General features: G+C 35.8%; 23 protein-coding genes and 2 other annotated features. Of the genes, 18 read left to right on the forward strand and 5 right to left on the reverse strand.

All coding sequences use genetic code 11. From position 1 onward, the window contains the following. Positions 1–9: 9 nt before the first annotated feature. The 3 genes from VF726_RS03410 to VF726_RS03420 are packed head-to-tail and all read left to right on the forward strand — an operon-like array spanning position 10 to position 3477. Entirely contained in the window at positions 10–1254 is a 1245-nt protein-coding gene (locus VF726_RS03410; RefSeq protein ID WP_440165843.1) for a copper resistance CopC/CopD family protein, read from the forward strand. 27 nt (positions 1255–1281) lie between these two features. Further along, positions 1282–2772: an ATP-binding protein gene (locus VF726_RS03415; protein ID WP_440165845.1), complete on the forward strand. Its 1491-nt coding sequence runs from the start codon at positions 1282–1284 to the stop codon at positions 2770–2772. Between the two features lie 15 nt (positions 2773–2787). Beyond that, positions 2788–3477 carry a response regulator transcription factor gene (locus VF726_RS03420; protein WP_440165847.1) on the forward strand — a complete coding sequence of 230 codons (690 nt, stop codon included), beginning with the start codon at positions 2788–2790 and terminating at the stop codon, positions 3475–3477. A 48-nt stretch (positions 3478–3525) separates the two neighbouring features. Here the strand turns inward: VF726_RS03420 and VF726_RS03425 are convergent, their stop codons facing one another. Further along, positions 3526–4284 (reverse strand): SDR family oxidoreductase, encoded by a 759-nt coding sequence (locus tag VF726_RS03425; protein ID WP_098520277.1) that lies wholly within the window; start codon positions 4282–4284, stop codon positions 3526–3528. A gap of 262 nt (positions 4285–4546) precedes the next feature. Further along, positions 4547–4792 (forward strand) — a binding site (T-box leader). Between the two features lie 67 nt (positions 4793–4859). Further along, positions 4860–5098 (forward strand) — a binding site (T-box leader). A 151-nt stretch (positions 5099–5249) separates the two neighbouring features. Here VF726_RS03425 and ilvE point away from each other — a divergent pair. Genes ilvE through ilvA form a run of 6 tightly spaced genes read left to right on the forward strand, consistent with a single transcriptional unit; the run spans position 5250 to position 12146 of the window. Then, entirely contained in the window at positions 5250–6149 is a 900-nt protein-coding gene (gene ilvE / locus VF726_RS03430) for a branched-chain-amino-acid transaminase (protein ID WP_000528138.1), read from the forward strand. A 22-nt stretch (positions 6150–6171) separates the two neighbouring features. Further along, a complete protein-coding gene (ilvB, locus tag VF726_RS03435) occupies positions 6172–7884 on the forward strand; it encodes an acetolactate synthase large subunit (RefSeq protein ID WP_440165851.1) in 1713 nt (570 codons plus the stop codon). Then, positions 7881–8111: an ACT domain-containing protein gene (locus VF726_RS03440; protein ID WP_440165853.1), complete on the forward strand. Its 231-nt coding sequence runs from the start codon at positions 7881–7883 to the stop codon at positions 8109–8111. Before ilvB ends, VF726_RS03440 begins: the two co-directional genes overlap by 4 nt. Before the next feature lie 14 nt (positions 8112–8125). Beyond that, on the forward strand, positions 8126–9133 hold the full coding sequence (gene ilvC, locus VF726_RS03445; RefSeq protein WP_440165855.1) for a ketol-acid reductoisomerase: 1008 nt from the start codon (positions 8126–8128) through the stop codon (positions 9131–9133). 45 nt (positions 9134–9178) lie between these two features. Continuing rightward, positions 9179–10852 carry a dihydroxy-acid dehydratase gene (gene ilvD / locus VF726_RS03450; RefSeq protein WP_440165857.1) on the forward strand — a complete coding sequence of 558 codons (1674 nt, stop codon included), beginning with the start codon at positions 9179–9181 and terminating at the stop codon, positions 10850–10852. Positions 10853–10883: 31 nt separating this feature from the next. Then, positions 10884–12146 (forward strand): threonine ammonia-lyase IlvA, encoded by a 1263-nt coding sequence (gene ilvA, locus VF726_RS03455; protein WP_440165860.1) that lies wholly within the window; start codon positions 10884–10886, stop codon positions 12144–12146. A gap of 90 nt (positions 12147–12236) precedes the next feature. On the opposite strand, the gene VF726_RS03460 is transcribed toward ilvA, so the two are convergent. Both VF726_RS03460 and VF726_RS03465 read right to left on the reverse strand, forming a co-directional pair. Beyond that, positions 12237–12464 carry a hypothetical protein gene (locus VF726_RS03460; protein WP_440165862.1) on the reverse strand — a complete coding sequence of 76 codons (228 nt, stop codon included), beginning with the start codon at positions 12462–12464 and terminating at the stop codon, positions 12237–12239. A gap of 52 nt (positions 12465–12516) precedes the next feature. After that, complete coding sequence (locus VF726_RS03465; RefSeq protein ID WP_440165864.1) at positions 12517–13620, reverse strand: CapA family protein; 1104 nt, start codon at positions 13618–13620, stop codon at positions 12517–12519. 219 nt (positions 13621–13839) lie between these two features. Between VF726_RS03465 and VF726_RS03470 the strand changes: the two genes are divergently transcribed. The 3 genes from VF726_RS03470 (at position 13840) to VF726_RS03480 (ending at position 16808) form a co-directional block, all read left to right on the forward strand. Beyond that, the gene (locus tag VF726_RS03470; protein ID WP_440165866.1) at positions 13840–14556 is read left to right on the forward strand and encodes a DUF554 domain-containing protein; all 717 of its coding nucleotides are present in this window, start codon (positions 13840–13842) and stop codon (positions 14554–14556) included. A gap of 18 nt (positions 14557–14574) precedes the next feature. Continuing rightward, entirely contained in the window at positions 14575–15426 is an 852-nt protein-coding gene (locus tag VF726_RS03475) for a GNAT family N-acetyltransferase (RefSeq protein WP_440165867.1), read from the forward strand. A gap of 167 nt (positions 15427–15593) precedes the next feature. Then, positions 15594–16808: a multidrug efflux MFS transporter gene (locus tag VF726_RS03480; RefSeq protein WP_098667637.1), complete on the forward strand. Its 1215-nt coding sequence runs from the start codon at positions 15594–15596 to the stop codon at positions 16806–16808. Between the two features lie 48 nt (positions 16809–16856). Here VF726_RS03480 and VF726_RS03485 read toward each other — a convergent pair whose 3' ends face one another. Then, entirely contained in the window at positions 16857–17618 is a 762-nt protein-coding gene (locus tag VF726_RS03485; RefSeq protein WP_440165868.1) for a DODA-type extradiol aromatic ring-opening family dioxygenase, read from the reverse strand. Between the two features lie 205 nt (positions 17619–17823). Here VF726_RS03485 and VF726_RS03490 point away from each other — a divergent pair, with 205 nt between their 5' ends. Together VF726_RS03490 and VF726_RS03495 are read left to right on the forward strand one after the other, a co-directional pair. Continuing rightward, positions 17824–18747 carry an alpha/beta fold hydrolase gene (locus VF726_RS03490; RefSeq protein WP_440165870.1) on the forward strand — a complete coding sequence of 308 codons (924 nt, stop codon included), beginning with the start codon at positions 17824–17826 and terminating at the stop codon, positions 18745–18747. 54 nt (positions 18748–18801) lie between these two features. Next, a complete protein-coding gene (locus VF726_RS03495; RefSeq protein WP_440165872.1) occupies positions 18802–19407 on the forward strand; it encodes a pentapeptide repeat-containing protein in 606 nt (201 codons plus the stop codon). A gap of 53 nt (positions 19408–19460) precedes the next feature. On the opposite strand, the gene VF726_RS03500 is transcribed toward VF726_RS03495, so the two are convergent. Continuing rightward, entirely contained in the window at positions 19461–20441 is a 981-nt protein-coding gene (locus VF726_RS03500) for a serine hydrolase domain-containing protein (RefSeq protein WP_440165874.1), read from the reverse strand. Positions 20442–20782: 341 nt separating this feature from the next. On the opposite strand from VF726_RS03500, the gene VF726_RS03505 reads away from it, so the two are divergent. The 4 genes from VF726_RS03505 (at position 20783) to VF726_RS03520 (ending at position 24110) form a co-directional block, all read left to right on the forward strand. After that, positions 20783–21427, forward strand: coding sequence for a LytTR family DNA-binding domain-containing protein (locus VF726_RS03505; protein WP_440165876.1), 645 nt, complete (start codon positions 20783–20785; stop codon positions 21425–21427). Positions 21428–21554: 127 nt separating this feature from the next. Beyond that, complete coding sequence (locus VF726_RS03510) at positions 21555–23069, forward strand: acetyl-CoA hydrolase/transferase family protein (protein WP_440165878.1); 1515 nt, start codon at positions 21555–21557, stop codon at positions 23067–23069. Between the two features lie 210 nt (positions 23070–23279). Next, complete coding sequence (locus VF726_RS03515; RefSeq protein WP_440165880.1) at positions 23280–23723, forward strand: GNAT family N-acetyltransferase; 444 nt, start codon at positions 23280–23282, stop codon at positions 23721–23723. 27 nt (positions 23724–23750) lie between these two features. After that, entirely contained in the window at positions 23751–24110 is a 360-nt protein-coding gene (locus VF726_RS03520) for a YunG family protein (RefSeq protein WP_440165882.1), read from the forward strand. The last annotated feature ends 30 nt before the right edge of the window (positions 24111–24140 follow it).

Genomic DNA, 24140 nt, shown 5'->3' on the forward strand with positions numbered 1-24140 from the left:
GAGGTTTTCATGCTTTATAGAATGATAGTATTTATTGTAACAAGTGTAAGTATATTTTTATTTTCTCATAGTAGTGTATTTGCTCATACAAGTGTTGTAGGAACCATCCCTAAAGAGGGGGAGGTTCTTACAGTACAACCGGAACAGATTATTCTTGAATTTAGTGAACCAGTTACAGGAAATGTAGTCAATATTGAACTGCTAGATCAAAGTGAAAGGAGAGTGCAAGTATCAAAGGTTGAAATATTAGATAATCCAACAAAAATAAAAGTGAAATTACCAAACTTAAATAATGGTACTTACACAGTAAGGTGGTCTATGATTTCTGCAGACGGACATCCGAGTGAGGGTGGATACCCCTTTTCAATTGGAGAAGAAGTACAAACTAATGTAGTGGTAGAGGGGAATGCGAGTGGGAGTGGCTCAGTATTTTCAGATGTTATGATAGTAACACTACGCTATATTGTAGAGGGAATGATTTTAATTGGAGCCGGAGTAAAGTGGCTCGATATGTTTGTAAAATGTTATAGATTACCTTCCATATTGCAAAGAATGAAGAATATGAAAAAGATTTTCTTCTCTATACTTGTAGTAGGATTAATAGCCGAATTAATAGTATATAAGTCAATTATTCCGAAAGGAAGTTTACTTATTCATTCGCCATTTTCAGTTATTATTATGATTCAACTGCTATTATTAGTTCTTATGTCTTTGCAGCGTATGGGGAACGAATGGTATGCGCTAGTTTGGGGATTTCTTGTTGTGAGTTTTTCTTTCACAGGTCATGTATGGATTACTAATCCAAATTGGGCAGCAGTTATAATTAGAATGGTCCATGTTATGAGTATTGCAGTGTGGCTAGGAGCACTTATTTATTTAGCTCTTGTTATAGCGTGGACAACATTATACAAAATTACATTTGATCAAAAGCGTTTCCGTAAACATTTTAGTATTATTGCTAGTATTTCATTTGTTCTAGCATTTCTTTCTGGGGAATTAATTGTGTTTTTACAGACAAGGAATTGGGTACTTTTTAATTTCAATTCAATATGGACGAACCTTTTAAATATAAAGATTCTTACTGTATGTATAATTACAATTGTAGCATGGAGACAAACGAAAACATGGGGTAACGATATCGGAACAGTTAATCGCCGTTTATTGCTCTTAGAAATTGTTCTAGCTATACTCGTATTATTAGCTGGTATTTGGATGAGTCAAGTTTCGTTTCCGATGAATTCTGTAACAAGCTAAAATTATAATATTCATAGGAGTTCTGTAATGTCAATCCGTATTAGATTGCTGTTGTCGTATGTTGCGATGGTAATTATTCCAATCGTTTTTTGCGGTATAGCAGTTATGTTAATTAGTGTTACTTTATTTGGTGATATTCGTATTGCAAAAGCAATCATTGGTCTTAATCAAAATAGTCATTCTCTCATTGATAAAGAGCAGGAGGGTGATATTCGTACAAAAGAAGATGAAGATGATATTTTTAGTAGGTTGAAAATTCTTTCATCGTATGCTCCAGATAAATTGGAGGATATAAATTTTTTAAAGGAAACTGATGAAGAATTAAACGATAATCAAGCAGGATTACTAATTCGAAAAAATGATGAGCTTACATATTCATCCCCATATTTTAAAATTTCTTCGTTTAATAAATACCTACCCGCATTTGAAACGGAAGGACAAAGAAAAGGAATGGCTGTGAAAATAGAGGGTAATTCTTTTTACTATAAGCAATTTGATTACTACGATGCAGAGAAGGATAAGGTTAGTATTTTTGTATTTGAGTATGTAAACCCTTTAGAAGAAATGATTAGAGAATTTTTCCCGTATTTCGTATTCTCTTTAATAATGGGGTTAATTATTACGAATGGAATATTAACATATTTTATATCACGGAGTATTATTAAACCATTGCATTCATTAAAGCAGGCAACGGAAAGAATTCAAAAGGGTGATTTAGAATTTCAAGTAAAGCCACTTGCGAAAGATGAAATAGGTGAATTAAGTTTATCGTTTGAAGAGATGCGCGGCAGGTTGAAGGAATCAGTCGAGTTGCAAATGCAATATGAAAAAAATCGTAAAGAGTTACTTTCAAATATTTCTCATGATTTACGGACGCCAATTACGGCTATTAAAGGTTATGTACAAGGAATTAAAGAGGGTATCGCTCGAACTCCAGAACAATTAGATAAATATTTAACGATTATTTATCATAAAGTGTTTGATATGGATCAATTAATTGACGAGCTTTTTCTCTTTTCAAAACTTGATTTAAAAGAGGAACCGTTTCAATTTGAAGAGGTTGAAATTAATCAATACTTATCTGATTGTATAGAAGAACTACAGCTTGAATTACAAGATAAGGGAATTGCAGTGAGATGGGATGCTCAAAAGGATACTTCTATTTTGGTAAAAGGTGATCGTGAAAAATTACGACGCGTTATTACAAATATCATTTGGAATAGTGTGAAGTATATGGATAAAGAAGAGGGCTATATAGGAATTCGTATGACTGAATCTATTGATTATGTAACGATTTACATAAAAGATAATGGGATGGGAATAGAAGAGAAGGCGTTACCTCATATATTTGAAAGGTTTTATCGTGCAGATCATTCTAGAAATTCTAAAACAGGTGGAAGCGGACTTGGTTTGTCAATCGCACATCAGATTATCACACAACATGGTGGTGATATTTGGGTAGAAAGCAAAAAAGGTAAAGGAACGACGCTGGCATTTACATTACAAAAAATCAATTAGAAAAAGGAGAGCATCTTGAAAAGAATTTTAATTATTGAAGATGAAGCAATTATAGCAGAGTTAGAAAAGGATTATTTAGAGGTTGCTGGGTATACAGTAGATATTGATTACTCTGGCGAAAAAGGTTTACAAAGAGTTCTTCTGGAGGATTATGACTTGTTAATTTTAGACATAATGTTACCGGGAATAGATGGATATGAGATTTGTAAACAAGTTCGATTGAAAAAGGACATACCAATACTTATGGTATCCGCAAAACAAGAGGAAATCGATAAAATTAAAGGGTTAGGTTTTGGAGCAGATGATTATATTATAAAACCGTTTAGTCCGAGTGAAATGGTGGCACGTGTAAATGCTCATCTAGCTCGTTATGATCGTTTAACAGGAAAACGAGAACAAATAAAAGATGAAATTCGTATTCGAGGATTGCTTATTGATAAATCAGCGAGGCGTGTATTTGTAAATGGAGCTGAGGTCATGTTAACAGGAAAAGAATTTGATTTATTAACTTGTATGGCAGAACATCCAAATCAAGTATTTAGTAAAGATCGTCTCTTTGAAACTGTATGGGGGATGGATGTAATTGGTGATGCAGCAACGGTTGCTGTACATGTGAAAAATATTCGTCAAAAAATTGAACTCGATCCATTCGATAAATCATACATCGAAACAATTTGGGGAGTAGGATATCGTTTTACACAGTGAAAAAGGCCAGCAAAAATGCTGGCTTTTTTGCGTAAGTAGATTAAGAAATTACAAGCAAGATCCTCCGCTAACATCAATTAATTGTCCAGTAACCCAGCGGCTGTCTGGAGAAGCGAGAAATGCCGCAGTATCGGCAATATCTTCTACTTCACCTAAGCGATTAAAAGCGGAAATAGTAGTGGCGTACTGTCTCATCATTGGATCGCTCAAGAGTTCTGCATTCATATCTGTTTTAATAAATCCAGGAAGTATTGCATTCACTGTTATTCCCCGTGATCCGAGCTGTTTTGCTAATGTGAAAGTCATTGTATTAATAGCGCCTTTCGTCATACTATAGGCAACGAAATCAGGTAAAGAAATACGAGTGGCAGCGGATGAAATATTAATAATTCGGCTATTGTCACGTAAACGAGATAGGGCTTGTTGGATGATAAAAAATGGTGCTTTAGCATTTACTGAAACCATTCTATCAAAAAATTGTTCAGTCGTTTCTTCAATAAAAGCCCCAGGACCAATTCCAGCGTTGTTTATTAAAATATCAAATTTAGTATCACCAGTTCTTTTTTGTAATTCGTTATCTAAAGAACTATAAAGGGTCTCTACACCATGTAAAGATTCAAGATTTGCACCGATAGAAAAAGCTGATCCGCCATTTGATTGAATTTCATACACAGTTTCTTCAGCATCTTCTTTTCGATTTCCGTAATGAATAGCAACTAAGGCACCGTCGTTTGCTAAACGTTTTGCAATAGCACGTCCAATTCCTCGGCTTGCTCCTGTAACTAATGCCACTTTTCCTTTTAACATAGTTTTCTCATCTCCTCATAAAATTTTATATGTTATTAAGTTATTTTTCTTTATGTAGTAATGCGAACATACTTAAGTAATATATGAGCATGTGTAAGAAGTTCATTCCGATTTTGTTTTGAGAAAAAATAAATAGACTTCTCTTGAATTGATTGAATTTTATTTTTTTTTTTAGAAAAACATGTTGACAATGAAAAGAACAACGTCCTATAATACGTTTAACAAATAAAAGCGAATTAAGAATTTTCTTACTTTATATGTTGCATATGCAAAGAAGAGGAAAGTAGATGGTTATGATCGTTTCAGAGAGCTGCTCCTAGGCTGTGAGAGTAGTAACAATCGAATCATTGAAGATCACCTCGGAGCATCGCTTGCGAAAGGGAAACTGAGTAGAGGGCGACGGCATCGTCTCCGGTAAAAGGACGGGGGTCTAATTGGACCTACAAAGCTTATATTTCGCGAGAAGTATAAGGAAGCTGAGTGGTACCGCGAAACTCTCGCCTCAGCAATCAAAGCTACTAAATTGTAGTAGTTGATTGCTGAGGCGAGAGTTTTTATTTTAAAATATCGAATAAGAGAATGCGTAGAAGAGGAGAGTAAATGATAAAAATTGTTTCAGAGAGCCGCCTAGAAGCTGTGAAGGTGGTAACAATTTAATCATTGAAGATCACCTCGGAGCACTACCTTTGAAACTAGTAAAAAGTAGCGGAGTTGTTTCCGATAGAAAAACAAAAGTCTAATTGGACTTGCAGAGCTTATATTTCGTGAGAAGTGTAAGGAAGCTGAGTGGTACCGCGATTCCCTCGTCTCAGCAATGGATTGCTACAAGTATGTAAGTAATCGATTGTTGAGACGAGTATATTTTTAATGTTTATATACTGAATATTCTGTTAAAATACTCATCTCAGCAATCGATATAGAAATAGATTGCAAAAATAGAGAGAAAAAAAGAGGAGCGATGTGAGATGGGAAATCAGTACATTTATATGAATGGGGAATTTGTAGAAAAGGAAAAGGCAGTTGTTTCAGTATATGATCACGGTTTTTTATACGGAGACGGTGTATTTGAAGGAATTCGTAGTTACGGTGGAAATGTATTTTGTTTAAAAGAACATGTAAAACGATTATATGAATCGGCAAAATCTATTTTACTTACAATCCCATTGACGGTTGAAGAAATGGAAGAAGCGGTTTTACAAACGTTGCAAAAAAATGAGTATGCGGACGCCTACATTCGGTTAATTGTCTCAAGAGGAAAAGGTGATTTAGGGCTCGATCCTAGAAGTTGTGTGAAACCGAGCGTTATTATCATTGCAGAACAATTAAAGTTATTCCCTCAGGAATTTTACGATAATGGATTAAGCGTTGTATCTGTTGCATCAAGACGCAACACGCCAGATGCATTGGACCCACGCATTAAGTCAATGAACTACTTAAATAACGTACTTGTAAAAATTGAAGCGGCGCAAGCAGGAGTGCTAGAGGCACTTATGTTAAATCAACAAGGATATGTTTGTGAAGGATCTGGAGATAATGTTTTCGTTGTGAAAGATGGAAAGGTGTTAACACCTCCTTCGTATTTAGGAGCGTTAGAAGGTATTACGAGAAATAGTGTTATTGAGCTATGTGAGCGACTTCATATTCCGTGCGAGGAAAGACCCTTTACTCGCCATGACGTATATGTAGCAGATGAAGTGTTTTTAACAGGAACGGCAGCAGAATTAATTCCAGTTGTAAAAGTTGATTCAAGAGAAATTGGAGATGGGAAACCAGGAAGTGTAACGAAACAATTAACAGAGGAATTTAAAAAGTTAACGAGAGAAAGAGGAGTACGTGTTCCAGGATTGGCGGAAAGCTTAATGTAGGTAGGGAGAGGAGTTAATTGAAATGGAGCAGTATACAACACGTGAGAAATTACAGTGTGAAGAAGTGACAGGTGCCGGACACGTTATTCAATGTTTGAAAAAACTAGGTGTAACGACTGTTTTTGGTTATCCAGGCGGAGCGATTTTGCCAGTATACGATGCGTTATACGGAAGTAGATTGAAGCACGTTTTAACTCGTCATGAACAAGCTGCCATTCATGCGGCAGAAGGATATGCGAGAGCTTCTGGAAAGGTCGGGGTAGTCTTTGCTACCTCTGGCCCAGGGGCGACAAATTTAGTTACGGGTTTAGCAGATGCTTATATGGATTCGATTCCTTTAGTTGTCATTACAGGGCAAGTTGCAAAACCTTTCATCGGAAAAGACGGATTTCAAGAAGCAGATGTTGTCGGGATTACAGTACCTGTTACGAAGCATAATTATCAAGTTCGTGATGTAAATCATTTGTCACGCATTGTACAAGAAGCTTTTTACATCGCCGAAAGTGGGCGGCCGGGACCAGTATTAATTGATATTCCAAAAGATGTTCAAAATGAAAATGTAACAAGTTTTTATAATGAAGTAATTGAGATTCCAGGATATAAATTAGAGCCTATGCCAGACAGTATGAAGCTGAAAGAGGTAGCTAAAGCCATTTCAGAAGCAAAACGCCCACTTCTTTATATTGGAGGAGGTGTCATTCATTCGGGTGGATCTGATGAACTCATCAAATTTGCGAGGGAGCATCGTATTCCTGTCGTTTCCACTTTAATGGGACTGGGTGCATATCCGCCGGGAGATTCGTTGTTTTTAGGAATGCTCGGTATGCATGGAACGTACGCTGCAAATATGGCTGTAACAGAATGTGATCTACTACTTGCTTTAGGTGTTCGCTTTGATGATCGTGTAACAGGAAAATTAGAACTCTTTTCTCCGCATTCAAAAAAGGTACATATTGATATAGATTCTTCGGAGTTCCATAAAAATGTAACTGTGGAATATCCGGTTGTTGGAGATGTGAAAAATGCGTTACATATGTTGTTACATATGCCGATTGATACACAGACAGATGAATGGCTTACGAAAATCGAGGGATGGAAAGAGGAATACCCTATTTCCTACAACCAAAAAGAAAGGGAGTTAAAACCACAGCATGTTATTAGTCTAGTAAGTGAATTAACGAATGGTGAAGCGATTGTAACGACAGAAGTAGGACAGCATCAAATGTGGGCTGCGCATTTTTATAAAGCGAAAAATCCACGGACTTTTCTCACATCTGGCGGACTAGGAACGATGGGGTTTGGGTTCCCGGCGGCAATTGGTGCTCAGCTTGCGAAAGTAGAAGAACTCGTCATTTGTATTGCAGGCGATGCTTCTTTTCAAATGAACATTCAAGAGCTACAAACAATTGCTGAAAATAACGTCCCTGTAAAAGTGTTTATTATAAATAACAAATTTTTAGGGATGGTAAGGCAATGGCAAGAAATGTTTTATGAAAATCGTTTATCGGAATCAAAAATTGGATCACCAGACTTTGTGAAAGTAGCAGAAGCTTATGGAGTGAAGGGATTAAGAGCGACAAATTCAACAGAAGCGAAACAAGTGATGTTAGAAGCATTTGCTCATGAAGGTCCTGTCGTAGTTGATTTTTGTGTAGAAGAAGCTGAAAACGTATTTCCGATGGTTCCGCCAAACAAAGGGAATAACGAAATGATTATGAAGAGGTGGGAAGAATGAGTCATACTTTTTCACTCGTTATTCATAACGAGCCAAACGTTTTATTACGTATAAGTGGGATTTTTGCTCGGCGTGGTTATTATATTTCTTCTTTACATTTAAACGAAAGAGATGCTAGTGGCGTTTCTGAAATGAAACTCACAGCAGTTTGTACTGAAAATGAAGCGACATTACTTGTTGGTCAGTTGAAAAAATTAATTGATGTACTGCAAGTAAATAAATTATAAGGAGTGTATGGAATATGAAAACGTATTATGAGAAAGATGCAAATTTAGAGTTATTACAAGGGAAAACAGTGGCGGTAATTGGTTATGGATCTCAAGGGCATGCGCAGGCACAAAATTTACGTGATTCAGGTGTAGAAGTTGTAGTTGGTGTTAGATCTGGTAAATCGTATGAAGTAGCAAAAGCAGATGGATTTGAAGTAATGTCTGTTTCAGAAGCGGTTCGAACCGCGCAAGTTGTACAAATGTTATTGCCGGATGAACAGCAAGCACATGTGTATAAAGCAGAAGTAGAAGAGAATCTTCGTGAAGGACAAATGTTACTTTTCTCACATGGATTTAATATTCACTTCGGACAAATTAATCCGCCAAGTTACGTAGATGTAGCGATGGTCGCACCAAAAAGTCCAGGTCATCTCGTTCGCCGTGTATTCCAAGAAGGAAATGGTGTTCCGGCATTAGTCGCAGTGCATCAAGATGCAACAGGCACGGCATTAAGTGTAGCACTTGCGTATGCAAAAGGTGTAGGGTGTACACGTGCAGGCGTAATTGAAACGACATTCCAAGAAGAAACAGAGACGGATTTATTCGGAGAGCAAGCTGTACTTTGCGGCGGGGTAACGGCACTTGTGAAAGCTGGTTTTGAAACATTAACAGAAGGCGGGTATCGTCCTGAAATTGCATACTTTGAATGTTTACATGAATTAAAGTTAATTGTTGATTTAATGTACGAAGGCGGTTTAACGAACATGCGCCATTCTATTTCCGATACGGCAGAGTTCGGAGATTATGTAACAGGGTCGAGAATTGTTACAGATGAAACGAAGAAGGAAATGAAACGAGTACTTACAGAAATTCAGCAAGGTGAATTCGCGAAGAAATGGATTTTAGAAAATCAAGCGGGACGTCCAACGTATAATGCGATGAAAAAAGCAGAACAAAATCATCAGTTAGAAAAAGTAGGAGCAGAGCTTCGTGAAATGATGAGCTGGATTCATGCACCGAAAGAATTAGTAAAGAAATAGAGTAAGTGATTGTAAGTGAAAATACGTAAGAGGGGATTTGACAAGATGAGAAGTGACATGATTAAAAAAGGTTTTGATAAAGCACCGCACCGTAGTTTATTAAAAGCAACTGGTTTGAAAGATGAAGATTTTGATAAACCGTTTATAGCTATCTGTAATTCTTTTATTGAAATTATTCCAGGTCATAAGCACTTAAATGAGTTTGGAAAACTTGTTAAAGAAGCAGTGCGTGCAGCAGGTATGGTTCCATTTGAATTTAATACAATTGGAGTAGATGACGGTATTGCGATGGGGCATATCGGTATGCGTTACTCGCTTCCGAGTCGCGAAATCATTGCAGATTCAGTAGAAACGGTTGTAAATGCACATTGGTTTGATGGCATGATTTGTATTCCAAACTGTGACAAAATTACACCTGGTATGATGATGGCTGCACTTCGTATTAACATTCCAACTGTGTTTGTTTCAGGTGGCCCGATGGCGGCTGGAAAAACATCTAAAGGAGAAGTTGTCGATTTAAGTTCTGTTTTTGAAGGAGTAGGAGCCTATCAATCTGGGAAAATTTCAGAAGAAGAATTAAAGGATATTGAAGATCATGGCTGTCCATCTTGTGGTTCTTGTTCCGGTATGTTTACAGCGAATTCTATGAACTGTTTATGTGAAGTGTTAGGTTTAGCTCTTCCTGGTAATGGAAGTATTTTAGCCATCGATCCAAGACGCGAAGAATTAATTAAACAAGCAGCAGAAAAATTAAAGGTTTTAATTGAAAGAGATATTAAACCAAGAGACATTGTAACGGAAGAAGCCATTGATGATGCGTTCGCGCTTGATATGGCCATGGGGGGTTCTACGAATACAGTATTGCACACATTAGCTCTCGCACAAGAAGCGGGTTTAGATTACGATATGAACCGCATTGATGCCGTTTCAAGACGTGTACCACATTTATGTAAAGTAAGTCCTGCTTCCAATTGGCATATGGAAGATATTGATCGTGCAGGCGGGATTAGTGCAATTTTGAAAGAGATGAGCCGAAAAGAAGGGGTACTTCATTTAGATCGTATTACCGCTACTGGGCAAACGTTAAGAGAAAATATTGCTCATGCAGAGATTAAAGATAAGGAAGTGATTCATTCTCTCGAAAACCCTCATAGTGAAGAAGGGGGATTACGTATATTAAAAGGAAATCTTGCGAAAGACGGGGCAGTTATTAAAAGCGGGGCAACTGAAGTAAAACGATTTGAAGGACCTTGCGTTATTTTTAATTCACAAGATGAGGCGCTTGCGGGCATTATGCTTGGTAAGGTTAAGAAAGGGGATGTAGTTGTTATTCGCTATGAAGGACCAAGAGGCGGCCCTGGTATGCCAGAAATGTTAGCACCAACGTCAGCGATTGCTGGTATGGGATTAGGTGCAGATGTTGCACTATTAACAGATGGTCGTTTTTCTGGTGCTTCACGTGGTATTTCAGTAGGGCATATTTCGCCAGAAGCAGCTGCGGGTGGAACGATTGCACTTCTTGAACAAGGAGATATCGTTTGTATTGATGTTGAGGAAAGATTGTTAGAAGTAAGAGTTAGTGACGAAGAATTAGATAAGCGTAAAAAAGAATGGAAACGACCAGAAGCGAAAGTGAAAACTGGCTGGCTTGGACGTTATGCACAGATGGTAACATCGGCGAATACAGGTGCAGTTTTAAAAATCCCGAATTTTGATTGAGCCAATTTAAAAGAGATAAGGATGATATATAATGGTGCAGAAGGTAAAGGAGAGAGTGAAAATTGAAGATATCTTAATGGCTCATAATTGCATGAAAGATATCGTTATTAAAACACCGTTACAACGTGATACGGTTCTATCTGAGAAATATGATTGTGACGTTTATGTAAAACGAGAAGACTTACAATTGATTCGCTCTTTCAAAATTCGTGGTGCGTATAATTTAATTCAAAGTTTATCAAAAGAACAATTACAAAATGGTGTTGTTTGTGCAAGCGCTGGTAATCATGCACAAGGAGTTGCTTATACGTGTAATTTATTGAAGATTCCGTCAAAAATCTTCATGCCGACGACAACGCCTAAACAAAAAGTATCACAAGTACAATTTTTCGGTGGTGATTTTGCAGAAATTGTATTAGTAGGTGATACATTTGATAGCTCGTTCCAAGAAGCACAGCGCTATTGTGAAGAAAATAGGAAGACGTTTGTTCATCCGTTTGATGATCCGTATGTAGTTGCTGGTCAAGGGACAGTTGCAGTTGAAATTATGCATGATATGGAGAAACCAGTGGATTATATCTTTACAGCAATCGGCGGTGGTGGGTTAGCATCAGGTGTTGGTACATATGTGAAAGGTGTTAGTCCTGCTACAAAGGTCATTGGTGTAGAGCCGATGGGAGCTGCATCTATGAAAGAGGCCTTTTTTCAAAATGAAAATGTCGCATTAGAGAAAATAGATAGTTTTGTTGATGGGGCAGCTGTTAAAAAGGTAGGAAAGTTAACATTTGAAACTTGTAAAGATGTAATTGATGACATTGTTTTAGTACCAGAGGGAAAAGTTTGTACGACGATTTTAGAACTGTATAAGAAAAATGCAATTGTAGCTGAACCGGCTGGTGCACTATCTATTGCAGCGCTTGATTTATATAGAGATGAAATAAAAGGTAAAACAGTTGTATGTACGCTAAGTGGTGGAAATAACGATATTGATAGAATGCAAGAAATGAAAGAACGTTCGCTCATTTACGAAGGATTAAAACATTACTTCATCATTGAATTCCCGCAGCGTTCAGGTGCGCTAAGAGAATTTCTTGATAAAGGATTAGGACCAGAAGATGATATTACGCGCTTTGAATATATTAAGAAACATAATAAAGAAAATGGTCCAGCGTTAGTTGGCGTAGAGTTGAAACATAAAGAAGATTATGAGCAATTAATTACTCGTTTTAAAGAAAATAATATTCAATTTATGGAGCTTAATAAAAATCCTATTTTGTTTGATTTACTTATTTAATAGAAGGAAAGAGCTAGCATACGGTTTTACTAGAAATAAAAAAGATAGATGCAAACAGCGGAAATGCTGCTTGTATCTATCTTTTTATAATTAAACCATATACTTTCCATATTCAAGAAGGATAAAGCTAGTTAACCAAACGAGTATCGCAATGCGAATAATTACATACATAGTAAATTCAAAGGTAGTAAGTTTTCGTTCGCGTTTTATTTTTTTTAGAAGTCTAACAGAGAAAAATGAACATAAAAGTAGAACGGCTATAGATATTTTATAAATGTTTTCTAACAAACTTACATTTTCTAATAAATCTTTCAGCATGTTCATCACCTATTCTGTAAAGTATATTACAGAGAAATAGATCTTGCGTTGTCTAGTTTCGTTTGTTTTTTATGTTCCCTGTATCATCAATGTCTACATCAGTTGAAATTGTTTGTAAATATTGTAGAGCTTTTTTCTTTTCCTCCTCATTTACAGGAGAGATTTGGTTGTTGCGAATGATGTAAGGATTGAATGACATTTGGACATCCTTTCCTTTAAAAGTTAAAGTTAATACGCCGGTTTCGGCGCTTTTCCCGCTCACGTAACTTGGGAATAAAAAGTTTCCTAATGAGTAAGCGATAGGAACTTTATTATAATACTCAAATCCTTGAAGCCAATGTGGGTGACTTCCGACAATCGCGTCAGCTCCTGCTTCAACCATTTTAGGTACATATTGTTTTTGGTATTCTACCGGACGATTTGATTTTTCAACGCCCCAATGCATATAGACAATTAAATAGTCTGCATCTTTCTTTTGCTCTTTAATTGTATTTGTTACAAGATTTAAATCATATCCGTTCGCAACACCTGGTTTATTGCCACCAGCTACCCAATTCGTAGCAGGCATAAATCGAACGAAGGATAGAAATTTAAACTTTTTCCCTTTTACATTCATTTCTCGTGCTGTATATGCATCTTTTGCATTTTTTCCGGCTCCGATATAAGGGAACTTTAATTTTTCTACGTGATTGATTGTGTCTAATAATCCCTCTTGCCCATAATCAAGTGTATGGTTATTCCCGATATTTACGATGTCATATCCGGTGTTTTTTATAGCTTGAAGCGTGGATGGATCACTTTTAATCCAAAACAGTTGTCCAGGAGCTTTCTTTTCTCTCGTTGTAAATGCTGACTCTAAATTAACGAAAGAAATATCAGCTTTTGTTATTTCTTCTTTTACATGCTGGAATGGATAATCAGCCCCGTTTTTTTCGATTACAGGACGTAATTGCCAATCGAACATTGTATCACCAGAGAAGGTGAGTGTGATTTCCGGATTTTCTATTTTCTTTTCATTTGTTGAAGCTGTTTTACTAGATTTGTTTTGCAAATCGGTTTTGTCTTTCGCTTTTGAAGTAAAAGAGTAGTTAATTAATAAAACAATTGGTGTAATGCAAAAGGCTATTAACAGAAATCGTTTTAGTAAAGTTTTCATAAATACCGTCCCTTTTGAATTTATACCGCAATTTGTGGGCAAAAAACCCTCACGTTAAGTAAAGCTTCACATTATGTATAACTACAAAAAATTGCGGTTTATGTTGTGAAAAAAACATTTGTTAATATTCTCAATATTAAGTTAACATATAGATAACCTGTAAATCAATGAATAAACCAAAATATAGAAATAAAGAATTCGAAGGGTGAAGAATGAGAAATGGTTATATTAGGAGCAGTTGTAAATGGGGTTTGTATAATACTTGGTACTTTACTAGGTAAATTATTTAATAGGATTCCAGAAAGTATGAAGGGAACCATTATGCATGCAATCGGTTTAGCGGTTACTGTGCTTGGACTTCAAATGGCATTGAAAAGTGAAAACTTTCTTGTTGTCATACTAAGTTTAGTAATTGGTACGGTAATCGGAGAATGGCTCCAACTAGAGGGAAAGTTAAAACTGTTAGGGGATTGGTTAGAAAATAAAGTTGGATCGAAAGGGAAAGGGAGCATATCAGAAGGCTTTGTAACAGCTACTTTAATTTTTGCAATTGGCGCGATGGGGATACTTGGTGCACTCGACAGTGGGATTCGCGGCAATCATGATATTTTATTTACAAAGGCGATTATCGATGGATTTATTTCTATTATATTAACGACAACTTTAGGAATTGGTGTAGTATTTTCGGCAATTCCAGTTATTTTATACGAAGGTGGTATCGCGGTTTTTGCAACGCAAATTAATAGTGTTGTCCCGAAAGCATTAATGAATCAATTTATAGTGGAAATGACAGCTACAGGTGGTATTATGATAGCCGCTATTGGCCTGAACTTACTTGGTATTATTAAAATTAAAGTGGCAAATTTACTGCCAGGTATATTGGTAGTTGGAATAATCGTTTCACTTATTTACGGTTACGGTTTAATAGTAAAGTAATAGGGGGTGGAGATACATATGGAGGGATTTCAATTTACAAAACGCATTCATAACATATTGAATATTGCTGCCGAAGAGGCAGAAAGTAATATCATTCAACCAGTTCATCTGTTTATCGGTATGTGTAAAGAAGGTACGGGAGTATGTAGCGAGTTGTATATGTATTTGTTTCGTAACGTGGGTACGGATTTTTTAGAAAAACTTTTATTACGAAAAGAATACGATTTAACGGATCAAGAGTATAAAAAAATAGGACAATACAAGGTATCTTATAAGGCGTTAGAAATTTTACAAATAGCGAAGAAACGTATGGAACGTTTCCAGCAAGTAATAATGAATGAAGGACATGTTATGTATGCACTATTTCGCGCAGATACGTTTATTGAAAATGCACAAATACAAAAAGGTATGTTACATATTATAGCTGAACCAAGAGATTTAGCGGTTGATCTAAAATGTTTTGCTCCTACTTATAATGATTTAACTTGTACTGTTAGAAAAGCTAACCTTTCTGATTTTGAAAAATTAGCAAGTTTTGTTAATGAGGAATTTGGTGAACGTTGGTTACGTTCAATAGAGTATGGATTTCGTACATATAAAGAAAATGTACCTATTTTTATAGCAGAACAAGAAGAAGTGATAGTAGGATTCGCTTGTTACGATGTAGTGAGAGGAAAGAAGGGATTGTTTGGTCCAATGGGAACAGCGAAGCAAAATCGCGTGAAAGGTGTAGGTAAGCAATTGTTACATCTTTGTTTACAGAGTATGAAGCAGGATGGATATGAATACGCCATTATTGGACAAGCAGGTCCGATTGAGTTTTATGAAAGAAATTGTAATGCTCGTTTAATACCGATAGAGAATAAGTAACCAACTTCATATAGGGGAGTTGGTTTTTTTATGAAAAAGATGTAGAGATGTAGTGATTCTTACTAGAAAATAGCGGGTTTTGTAGTAAATCTTACAAATAAAGCAAATTACTAAACTTTTTATAAGAAAGGGTGTAGAATGGGTATCTAAAGAAAGAAGGTGTGAAAATGGCCAGCTGGAAACGAAATTTGATGATTTGTTGGCTAGGTTGTTTTACCACTGCAGCCGGTATGAGTTTAGTAATTCCTTTTTTATCTTTTTATATTGAGGAGTTAGGAGTGACTGGCACTTCTAGTATTGCACAGTGGTCGGGACTTGCATTTGGTATAACATTTTTAATGGGTGCGATCGTATCACCAATATGGGGAAAGCTTGGTGATATACATGGACGGAAATTGATGCTAATTCGTGCTAGCCTTGGTATGGCGATTATTATGACGCTTATGGGGTTTGTAACGGATGTATATCAACTAGTCGCACTAAGGTTTTTGATGGGAGCAGTATCTGGTTTTCTTTCAACGGCGATGACATTTATTGCAGCAGAAACGCCGAAAGAGCATTCAGGTTGGGCAATTTCCACAATTTCAACTGGGGGCGTGAGCGGTTCTTTACTTGGCCCGTTACTTGGAGGATATTTGTCTGAGTTAATTGGAATGCGCCATGTTTTTCTTGTTACAGGAGCTTTTTTATTCCTTTCTTTTCTCATCGTTTTTTTCTTCCTACATGAAGAGAATCACTCCGCTCAAGCAAAAAAAGTACAACCGAAAAAAGTATGGACGATGGTTCCAGCAAAGCATTTAATTATTAGTTTATTTGTAACAACATTTATTATTCAACTTGCTAATATGTCTGTTCAGCCAATTGTTACATTATACGTGAAAAATTTAGTGGGTCCTCATACTGCACATATTGAAACAATTGCGGGTGCAGTGATGTCAGCGACAGGATTAGCAGTTATTTTGGCAGCACCAAGACTCGGACGACTATCAGATCAAATTGGTCCTCAAAAAACGTTAGTTGTAGCATTGTTTGCTGCAGGAATTATTTTTATTCCGCAAGCATTTGTAACCTCAGCTTGGCAACTATTAATTCTTCGATTTTTATTAGGTATCGCACAAGCAGGATTATTACCTTCCGTACAAACACTACTAAAACAACATACGCCAACCCATGTGACGGGACGAATATTTGGGTATAATCAATCGTTTCAGTTTTTAGGAAATATGATTGGACCAGTACTTGGTGGACAAATTGCGGCGCATGCAGGGTTCCAATATGTGTTCTTCTCTACTTCATCACTATTATTTATCGCATGCATTTGGGTTTATTTTCATAATAAGAACGAAGAAGTATCAGAGAAACGACATTTGGAAGTTAGTTAACTAAGTGAACGAAAAAAGGCTGAAGCAACGATTGCTTCAGCCTTTTCTTTAAAATTGGAGACAAAGATAACTTAACGTACCAAGCTCGTAACTGCGGTGAATGATTTCACCGTTATTTTCACCACTTCCCATAGCGATAAATAAAGGAACAAAATGCTCTGCTCTTGGTACTGCTAATTGTGCATGAGGGGCATTGTGCTCCCAATTAAATAATGCATCTTTATGAGTAATCTGCATATGTTTAATAATCCAATCATCAAATTCAATTGCCCATTGTTCAGGTGTCGTTTGATTCCATTTCAATGCTCGTAAGTTATGAACGGTAACACCGCTACCAATGACTAAAATATCTTCTTGTCCAAGTCCTTTAAGTGCTTCTCCAATCTTAAATTGCTCTTTTGCAGAAAGGAATGGATTGACTGATATTTGGACGACAGGAATGTTTGCTTCTGGATACATACGGTGGAGGAGTGTCCATGAGCCATGATCTAAACCTCTCGTCATATTATGATGGACTGGAATACCTTTGTTTTTAAATTTTGTTTCTAACATAGATGCAACGCTAGAAGAACCTTTTGCACGATATTTAATTTCGTATAACTCTGGAGGAAAACCTCCAAAATCATAAATTGTTTCATATTCGTTATCTGATGAGGAAATCGTTAATACTTCACTTTCCCAGTGAGCAGTAAAAATAACAATAGCTTTCGGTTTATATGTTTCACCAAGTGTTTTTAAAAAACGTGTATAGTCTGTATCTTGAATAGCGAGCATCGGTGATCCGTGTGCTAAAAATAATGATGGCATCATAGTAGAAACCTCCCAAAAAATATTTTAATTACTTTATGTAAGTTACTATATAATTTTATTTTATGTTCGTCAATATATTAGTTTAAGAGCTAATTGGAAAAGTGAGTCATTTGTCATAATGAAGGCAATTGCATATAATATATAGTAAGAATAATGAATGGGTATTCATTTTTTGAGATACATAATAGATTTGGGGGCTGACGAAATGAAGGTACAGGAAAGTTTCGTTACGGCATTGGATGGATCAGAAATTTATTTACGCAAGTGGTTACCAGAAGGTGAACCGAAAGGGATTATTCAAATTGCACATGGTATGACAGAACATGCAGGTGTTTATACAGACTTTATTGCTGCGTTATTAGAAGTAGGGTATGGTGTTTATGCACATGATCATAAAGGTCATGGGAAAACGGTGAAAAGAGAAGAAGATTATGGTCATTTTGAACCAAATGTAGGTTGGAATGAGGCTGTGTCTGATGTTATCTTTGTTTCGGAAATGATAAAAGAAGAGCATTCATGTCCATTGTTTTTACTCGGACATAGTATGGGCTCTTTCTTATCAAGACGAGCTGTGCAACTTCGAGGCGAATTATATGATGGATTCCTCATTTCAGGAACTGGTGGAAACCCAGGATTTTTAGGTATCATCGGTCATAAAGTAGCAACAATTGAAATGAAACTGCGCGGAGTGAAAACGAAAAGTCCGATGCTGAATTTCTTATCTTTCGGAAACTTTAACTCACACTTTAAGCCAAATCGTACAAAATTTGATTGGCTATCTTCAGATAATAGCCAAGTAGATAAATATATTGCGGATCCGTTATGTGGATTCATTTGTACAACGAGTTTTTATCGAGAATTATTTTCTGGTGTATTAGAAGTAAATAAACTAGAAGAGTTCAAGAAAACACCGAAAACCCTTCCAATACATATTTTTTCAGGAGATCGTGATCCTGTTGGGGATATGGGGAAAGGTGTAAAAGAAGTATATGAAAACTATAAAAAATGTGGTGTGAAAGATGTAACACTGCGTTTATATGAAAATGGAAGACATGAAATGTTCCACGAAGTAAATAGAGATGAAGTATTTCAAGATTTGATTTCTTGGTTAGATGGACATATCGTATGAGAAGAAACCTCACTTTTTGAAGTGAGGTTTCTTTGAGGAAATGGAGGAATAGTTATGAGTGAATTTGTAAATAAAGAATATGTAGAAATAGATTTTCAAGATGTTTTGATTAAAGAAGAGGAATTGAAAAATTGTACTTTCATAAAATGCCGTTTTAGAGGGATAGATGCATCGGAAGTTTCTACTGAAAATTGTAATTTCATAGAATGTGATTTTACCGGTGCTCTTTTTAACGCTTCTATCCATCAAGGAACTACATTTGCAAATTGTAAGTTTGTTGGTGCAAATTTATTCGTATCGAAGTTTGAAGAATGTAAAATGACTGGTTCTGACTTTGAAGAAGCGAATTTAGACGGAATAACTATAATATCGGGTGATTGGTCATATACGAATTTAAGGTTCGCGAACTTAAGTAAACAAATGTTAAAAGGTATACGTTTCATTGAAGCTGATTTATATGAATGCAATTTAGAAAAGGCAGATTTACGTGAAGCGGATTTAACAGGTGCACAATTAGGTAAGGCGAAACTTAGCGGTGCAAATTTAAAAGGAGCGATAGTTGATAGAATTGATTTTACAAGTTTTGATTTAAAAAATGTGAAATTAGATATAGCGCAGGCAGTTGCAGTAGCAAGATGTTATGGGGCTAAGGTGAACTAAATTGTTTGTAAAACCGTTCAAAATGCTGAACGGTTTTACAAATCATAATAGTTTTAAAAATTACTTTCTATATAAGAACCTATTTCATTAGCAAGAGTCGATGTTAATAGTGTAGATACATTGCTTAAAATGATGATTGTAGCCTCTTTGTCAATTAATCGTAAATAGGAAGACGTAAAGCCGTTAATTCCGCCGTGATGGAATATAAGTTTATTATTTTTTTCAGCCATAGCAATATTCCAACCGTAACCATATCCGTAAGATTCTGCAGTAAACATGCGAGACGTCATCCTACTTGATAATAAGTGATTTTCTTTTAGTGCCTTATCAAATCTATATAAATCTTCGGCTGTAGAAATTAATCCACCAGCTGAATATGAATTGGACATATGAATAAATCCTGCGTTCTGTAGGCCATGATTTGGATGTAACTCATACCCAGTTGCTTTATGCTTTTGAATAGTGTGATTTAAATCAATACCTGTGTTCATTATAGAGAGTGGGGAGAAAATCTTCTTTTCAAGAAATTCTTCATAAGACATTCCACTTATAACTTCAATAATTTTTCCTAATATAATATAACCTGAATTCGAATAATTGAATTTTTTACCAGGGCTCGATTCAAAGGGACATGCAATAACCCATTGTATTAGTTCATCTGGTGTTCGAGGTTGACAAGCTTGCAATAAAAAGTCATGTTGAGCCGTAATATTACCGACTCCAGCAGTATGATTTAGTAAATGCTTGATCATAATTTGATTTCCTTTTGGGAAATCGGGAATAAATTGATCTAAAGTATCATGTAGCTGTAATTTTTTCTCTTCCACAAGCATTAAAATTGAAACTGCTGTGAAGATTTTAGTTATTGATCCAATACGAAACTTCGTTGTAGATGTATTAGGTATGTCCCAATTATAATTAGCTTTTCCAAATGACTGTTTATAAAGAGTCTCTTCTTTATGAGCTATTAAAATTGTCCCATTGAATTTTTCTGTATTTTTATATAAAAATGAATTGATATATGAGTTTAACAAATTTCAGGCACTCCTTTAAATGTTGGAATATTCGTTACCTGAAATGGAATCCAACGGCATAGGCAATCCCCCCTAAATGAAATGTTTTTAGAATACTTTTCTATTTTATAATGTAAATAATATAAGAAGCAAGTTGATTTAAAGTCTATAAAAATAAAATTTTTTTATTACTTGTCGCAATGTTTTAGTAGTTCATATTTTGAAGGTGGAGAGAAACAATTATGAAAGTAAGAAAATTGATAGTAATTAAAGCTAGTGAACTAAGTGAACTTGCGCTGCATTTAAAAGCAACAGATGCTCGTTCATAATAGTAGTATAATAGTGAATGAGGTGTTAATAGAATGGAAGATAAAACGTTAGGTATACTATTGGATGTTGTTGGGGAACTATTTTCAGATGAAATTTCAATCGCAGTTTCAAATACAAAAGAATATATTTACTATCGGCCAAGTAAACGAATTGATTTAAAGATTAGCGCCGGGGATCCTATTAAGGAAGGAACGATTGCCCATAAGGCAATGATGACGAAGCAAAAAGCCTCAGAGTTTATTAACCGAGATGTTTTTGGTATTCCTTATCATGGAATGGCCGTGCCATTTTCAAATGATGGAAAGATTGAAGGCTGTGTGACGGCAATTTATCCAGCCTTAACAGATGGCAAATCAGTCGTTACTTTAAAAACAACAGACGGCTGGATTCCAGTTCCTTTTTCAAAGGTTATGTATTTAGAGGCGAAAGATAAAAAGACATATGTGAATTCAGAAGAGTTAACAGGAACACATAAATACTCGCTACAAGAATTTGAATACTTGCTTCCGAAGGATTCATTTATTAGATGCCACCGTTCATTTATTGTAAATGTTAATCATATTAAAGCGATTTATCCTGATACGCATTCTACTTTTTTACTTTCTATGGATAACGGAGAGAGGGTACCAGTAAGTCAATCATATGCTAGTTATTTTCGTAAGCTTCTAGGATTCTAGATTTTTCTGCTTTAGAACCTAGATTCGCTGTTTTATCTGAATTTTCGGCATTGTGTAAGAAAATCCCTATTTTGACAGTGTTAATGTGTAAAATAATTATGAATATTCATTAGGAGAGGGATTACATATGGAGAATAATTTAGATAGAATTAGGGATCAACGTTTCAAAGATCGAGTAGTTACACCTGAAGAAGCAGCTTCATGGATTGAAAGTGGAATGACTTTAGGGTTAAGTGGATTTACACGTGCTGGGGATGTAAAAGCAGTCCCGTTTGCACTTGTAAACCGAGTTAAAAATGATAAATCTTTTAAAGTAAATGTTTATACAGGGGCTTCCTTAGGTTCGGATGTAGACAAATTATTTGCTGAGGCAGGAATTTTAGGGAAAAGATTGCCTTTCCAAGCTGATGCGACTATGCGAAAAGGAATTAATAACGGAGACTTTTTATTTGTGGATCAGCACTTATCTCATACAGCAGAGTTACTTCGTGCTGACGTTATGGATATAGATTTCGCTATTTTGGAAGCGGTTGCGATTACTGAAGACGGAATGATTATTCCAACGACTTCAATTGGAAATTCCTTAGCATTCTCTTTAAATGCTAAGTCCATTATTATTGAAATGAATATGGCTCAATCTACGCAACTAGAGGGGCTACATGATTTATATGGACCAGGTAAACAAGGGGAACGACTTCCAATTCCGCTCGTGAAAACGGATGATCGAATTGGAACAATTGGTATCCCGATTGATGCTGAAAAAGTGAAGGGAATTGTGTTTACGAATCAACTGGATTCGCCATCGACAATTGTTCCTCCAGATGAAGAAACTGTTATTATGGCACAGCATTTAATAGAGTTCCTTCGAAAAGAAGTCGAAGTAGGCCGATTAACAAATCGTTTAGCTCCGTTACAATCGGGAATTGGTTCGGTGGCTAATGCAGTCCTGCATGGAATGTTAGATTCGGAGTTTGAAGAGTTAGAAGTGTATTCTGAAGTTTTACAAGATGCGGTCTTTGATCTTATGGATGCTGGGAAAGTTAATTTCGCTTCCTGCTGCTCAATCACGCTTTCGGAAGAGAAAATGCAACAAGTATTTTCTAACTTTGAAAAATATCGTGACAAATTAATGATGCGCCCGCAAGAGATTTCTAATCATCCTGAAATCATTCGTCGCCTTGGATTAATCTCGATTAATACGGCGTTAGAATTAGATATATACGGAAATGTTAACTCTACTCACGTTTTAGGTACAAAAATGATGAATGGTATTGGTGGTTCTGGTGACTTTGCAAGGAATGCACGTCTAGCTATCTTTGTTACTAAATCGATAGCAAAAGGTGGTAACATTTCAAGTATCGTTCCTTTCGTTTCACATGTAGACCATACGGAACATGATGTAGATATTATCGTCACTGAACAAGGATATGCGGACTTAAGAGGACTAGCGCCAAGAGAAAGAGTGGAACTCATTATTGAGAATTGTGCACATCCAATGTATCGTGCCCAGCTACGAGCTTATTACGAAGAAGCACAAACAAGAGGTGGACAAACCCCTCATGTTTTAGAAAAAGCTTTTTCTTGGCATACGAATTATGCTAAAAATGGAACAATGCTTGAAGAGGTAGTAGAAACTGTTTAGAAGTGCAAAAATGATTCTTAATATAATATGCCATAAAGGTTAAAAGAAAAGAACGCCAATTTTCAGGAATGGCGTTTTTTCTTTTAAAAAATTGTTACCTATTATGAAGAATTATAAAAGTAAGCTCTTATTTACGGAAATAAGAGGTTTTTTAAATTACTTTTCGAATCATTTTAATAGTTTACATATCAAAGGTGAGGAGAGAGAGTTATGAAGATAAGAGAAGCGTTATTAAGTGAGGCAAATGAATTAAGTGAACTCGCACTACAATCAAAAGCAACGTGGGATTATAGTGAAGAATTCATACTTGCTTGTAAGGAAGATTTGACAATTACAGAAGATTACATAAAAAATAATTTTGTATATGTTTTAGAAAACGATAATACGAAAATTGGATTTTTCTCATTTTTACGTAATGATAAAGCTCTCGATTTCTTATACATTCATCCTCGTTACAAAGGTAAAGGCTACGGGAAAATACTTTGGGAGTATGTAATAGAAAAAGCAAATGAACTAGGGTTAAAAAGTTTTACGATTGATAGTGATCCGAATGCAAAAGGATATTACTTGAAGATGGGAGCAAAGTTAATCGGAGAGGCACCATCAACGGTTTTTAAAGGTCGTTTACTGCCCCTTTTGAAATATGATGTGTAAAACTATTTATAGTAGGAGAAGCTGAGAATGGATCATATAAAGGGAAAAAGAATATATGAAGCACTAATGAAATCTTGGTCGATTGAAACAAGTTCAAAGTGGACAAGTGAAAATCCAGCAAAGGGACAGTGTGGTGTAACGGCTCTAGTCGTTCAAGAAATATGCGGAGGGAAAATTAAAAAGACAAAAGTTGGAGAGGAGTGGCATTTTTATAACTGTATAGATGGAAAGAGGTCTGATTTTACAGATACTCAGTTCAAGGGAAGATTGAATTATTTGGATGTGAAATCAAATCGGGAAGAAGCATTTGCAGATACAAATGAAAAACAATATAGCATTTTGAAGGAAAAGATAATGAAAGAATTGAAATTATCTTTTGACTCTTAATCTTTAATAAGTTACTATAATGGTGGTAAC

It is taken from the genome of Bacillus sp. Brlt_9 (assembly GCF_051948935.1).
Taxonomy (GTDB): Bacteria; Bacillota; Bacilli; order Bacillales; family Bacillaceae_G; genus Bacillus_A.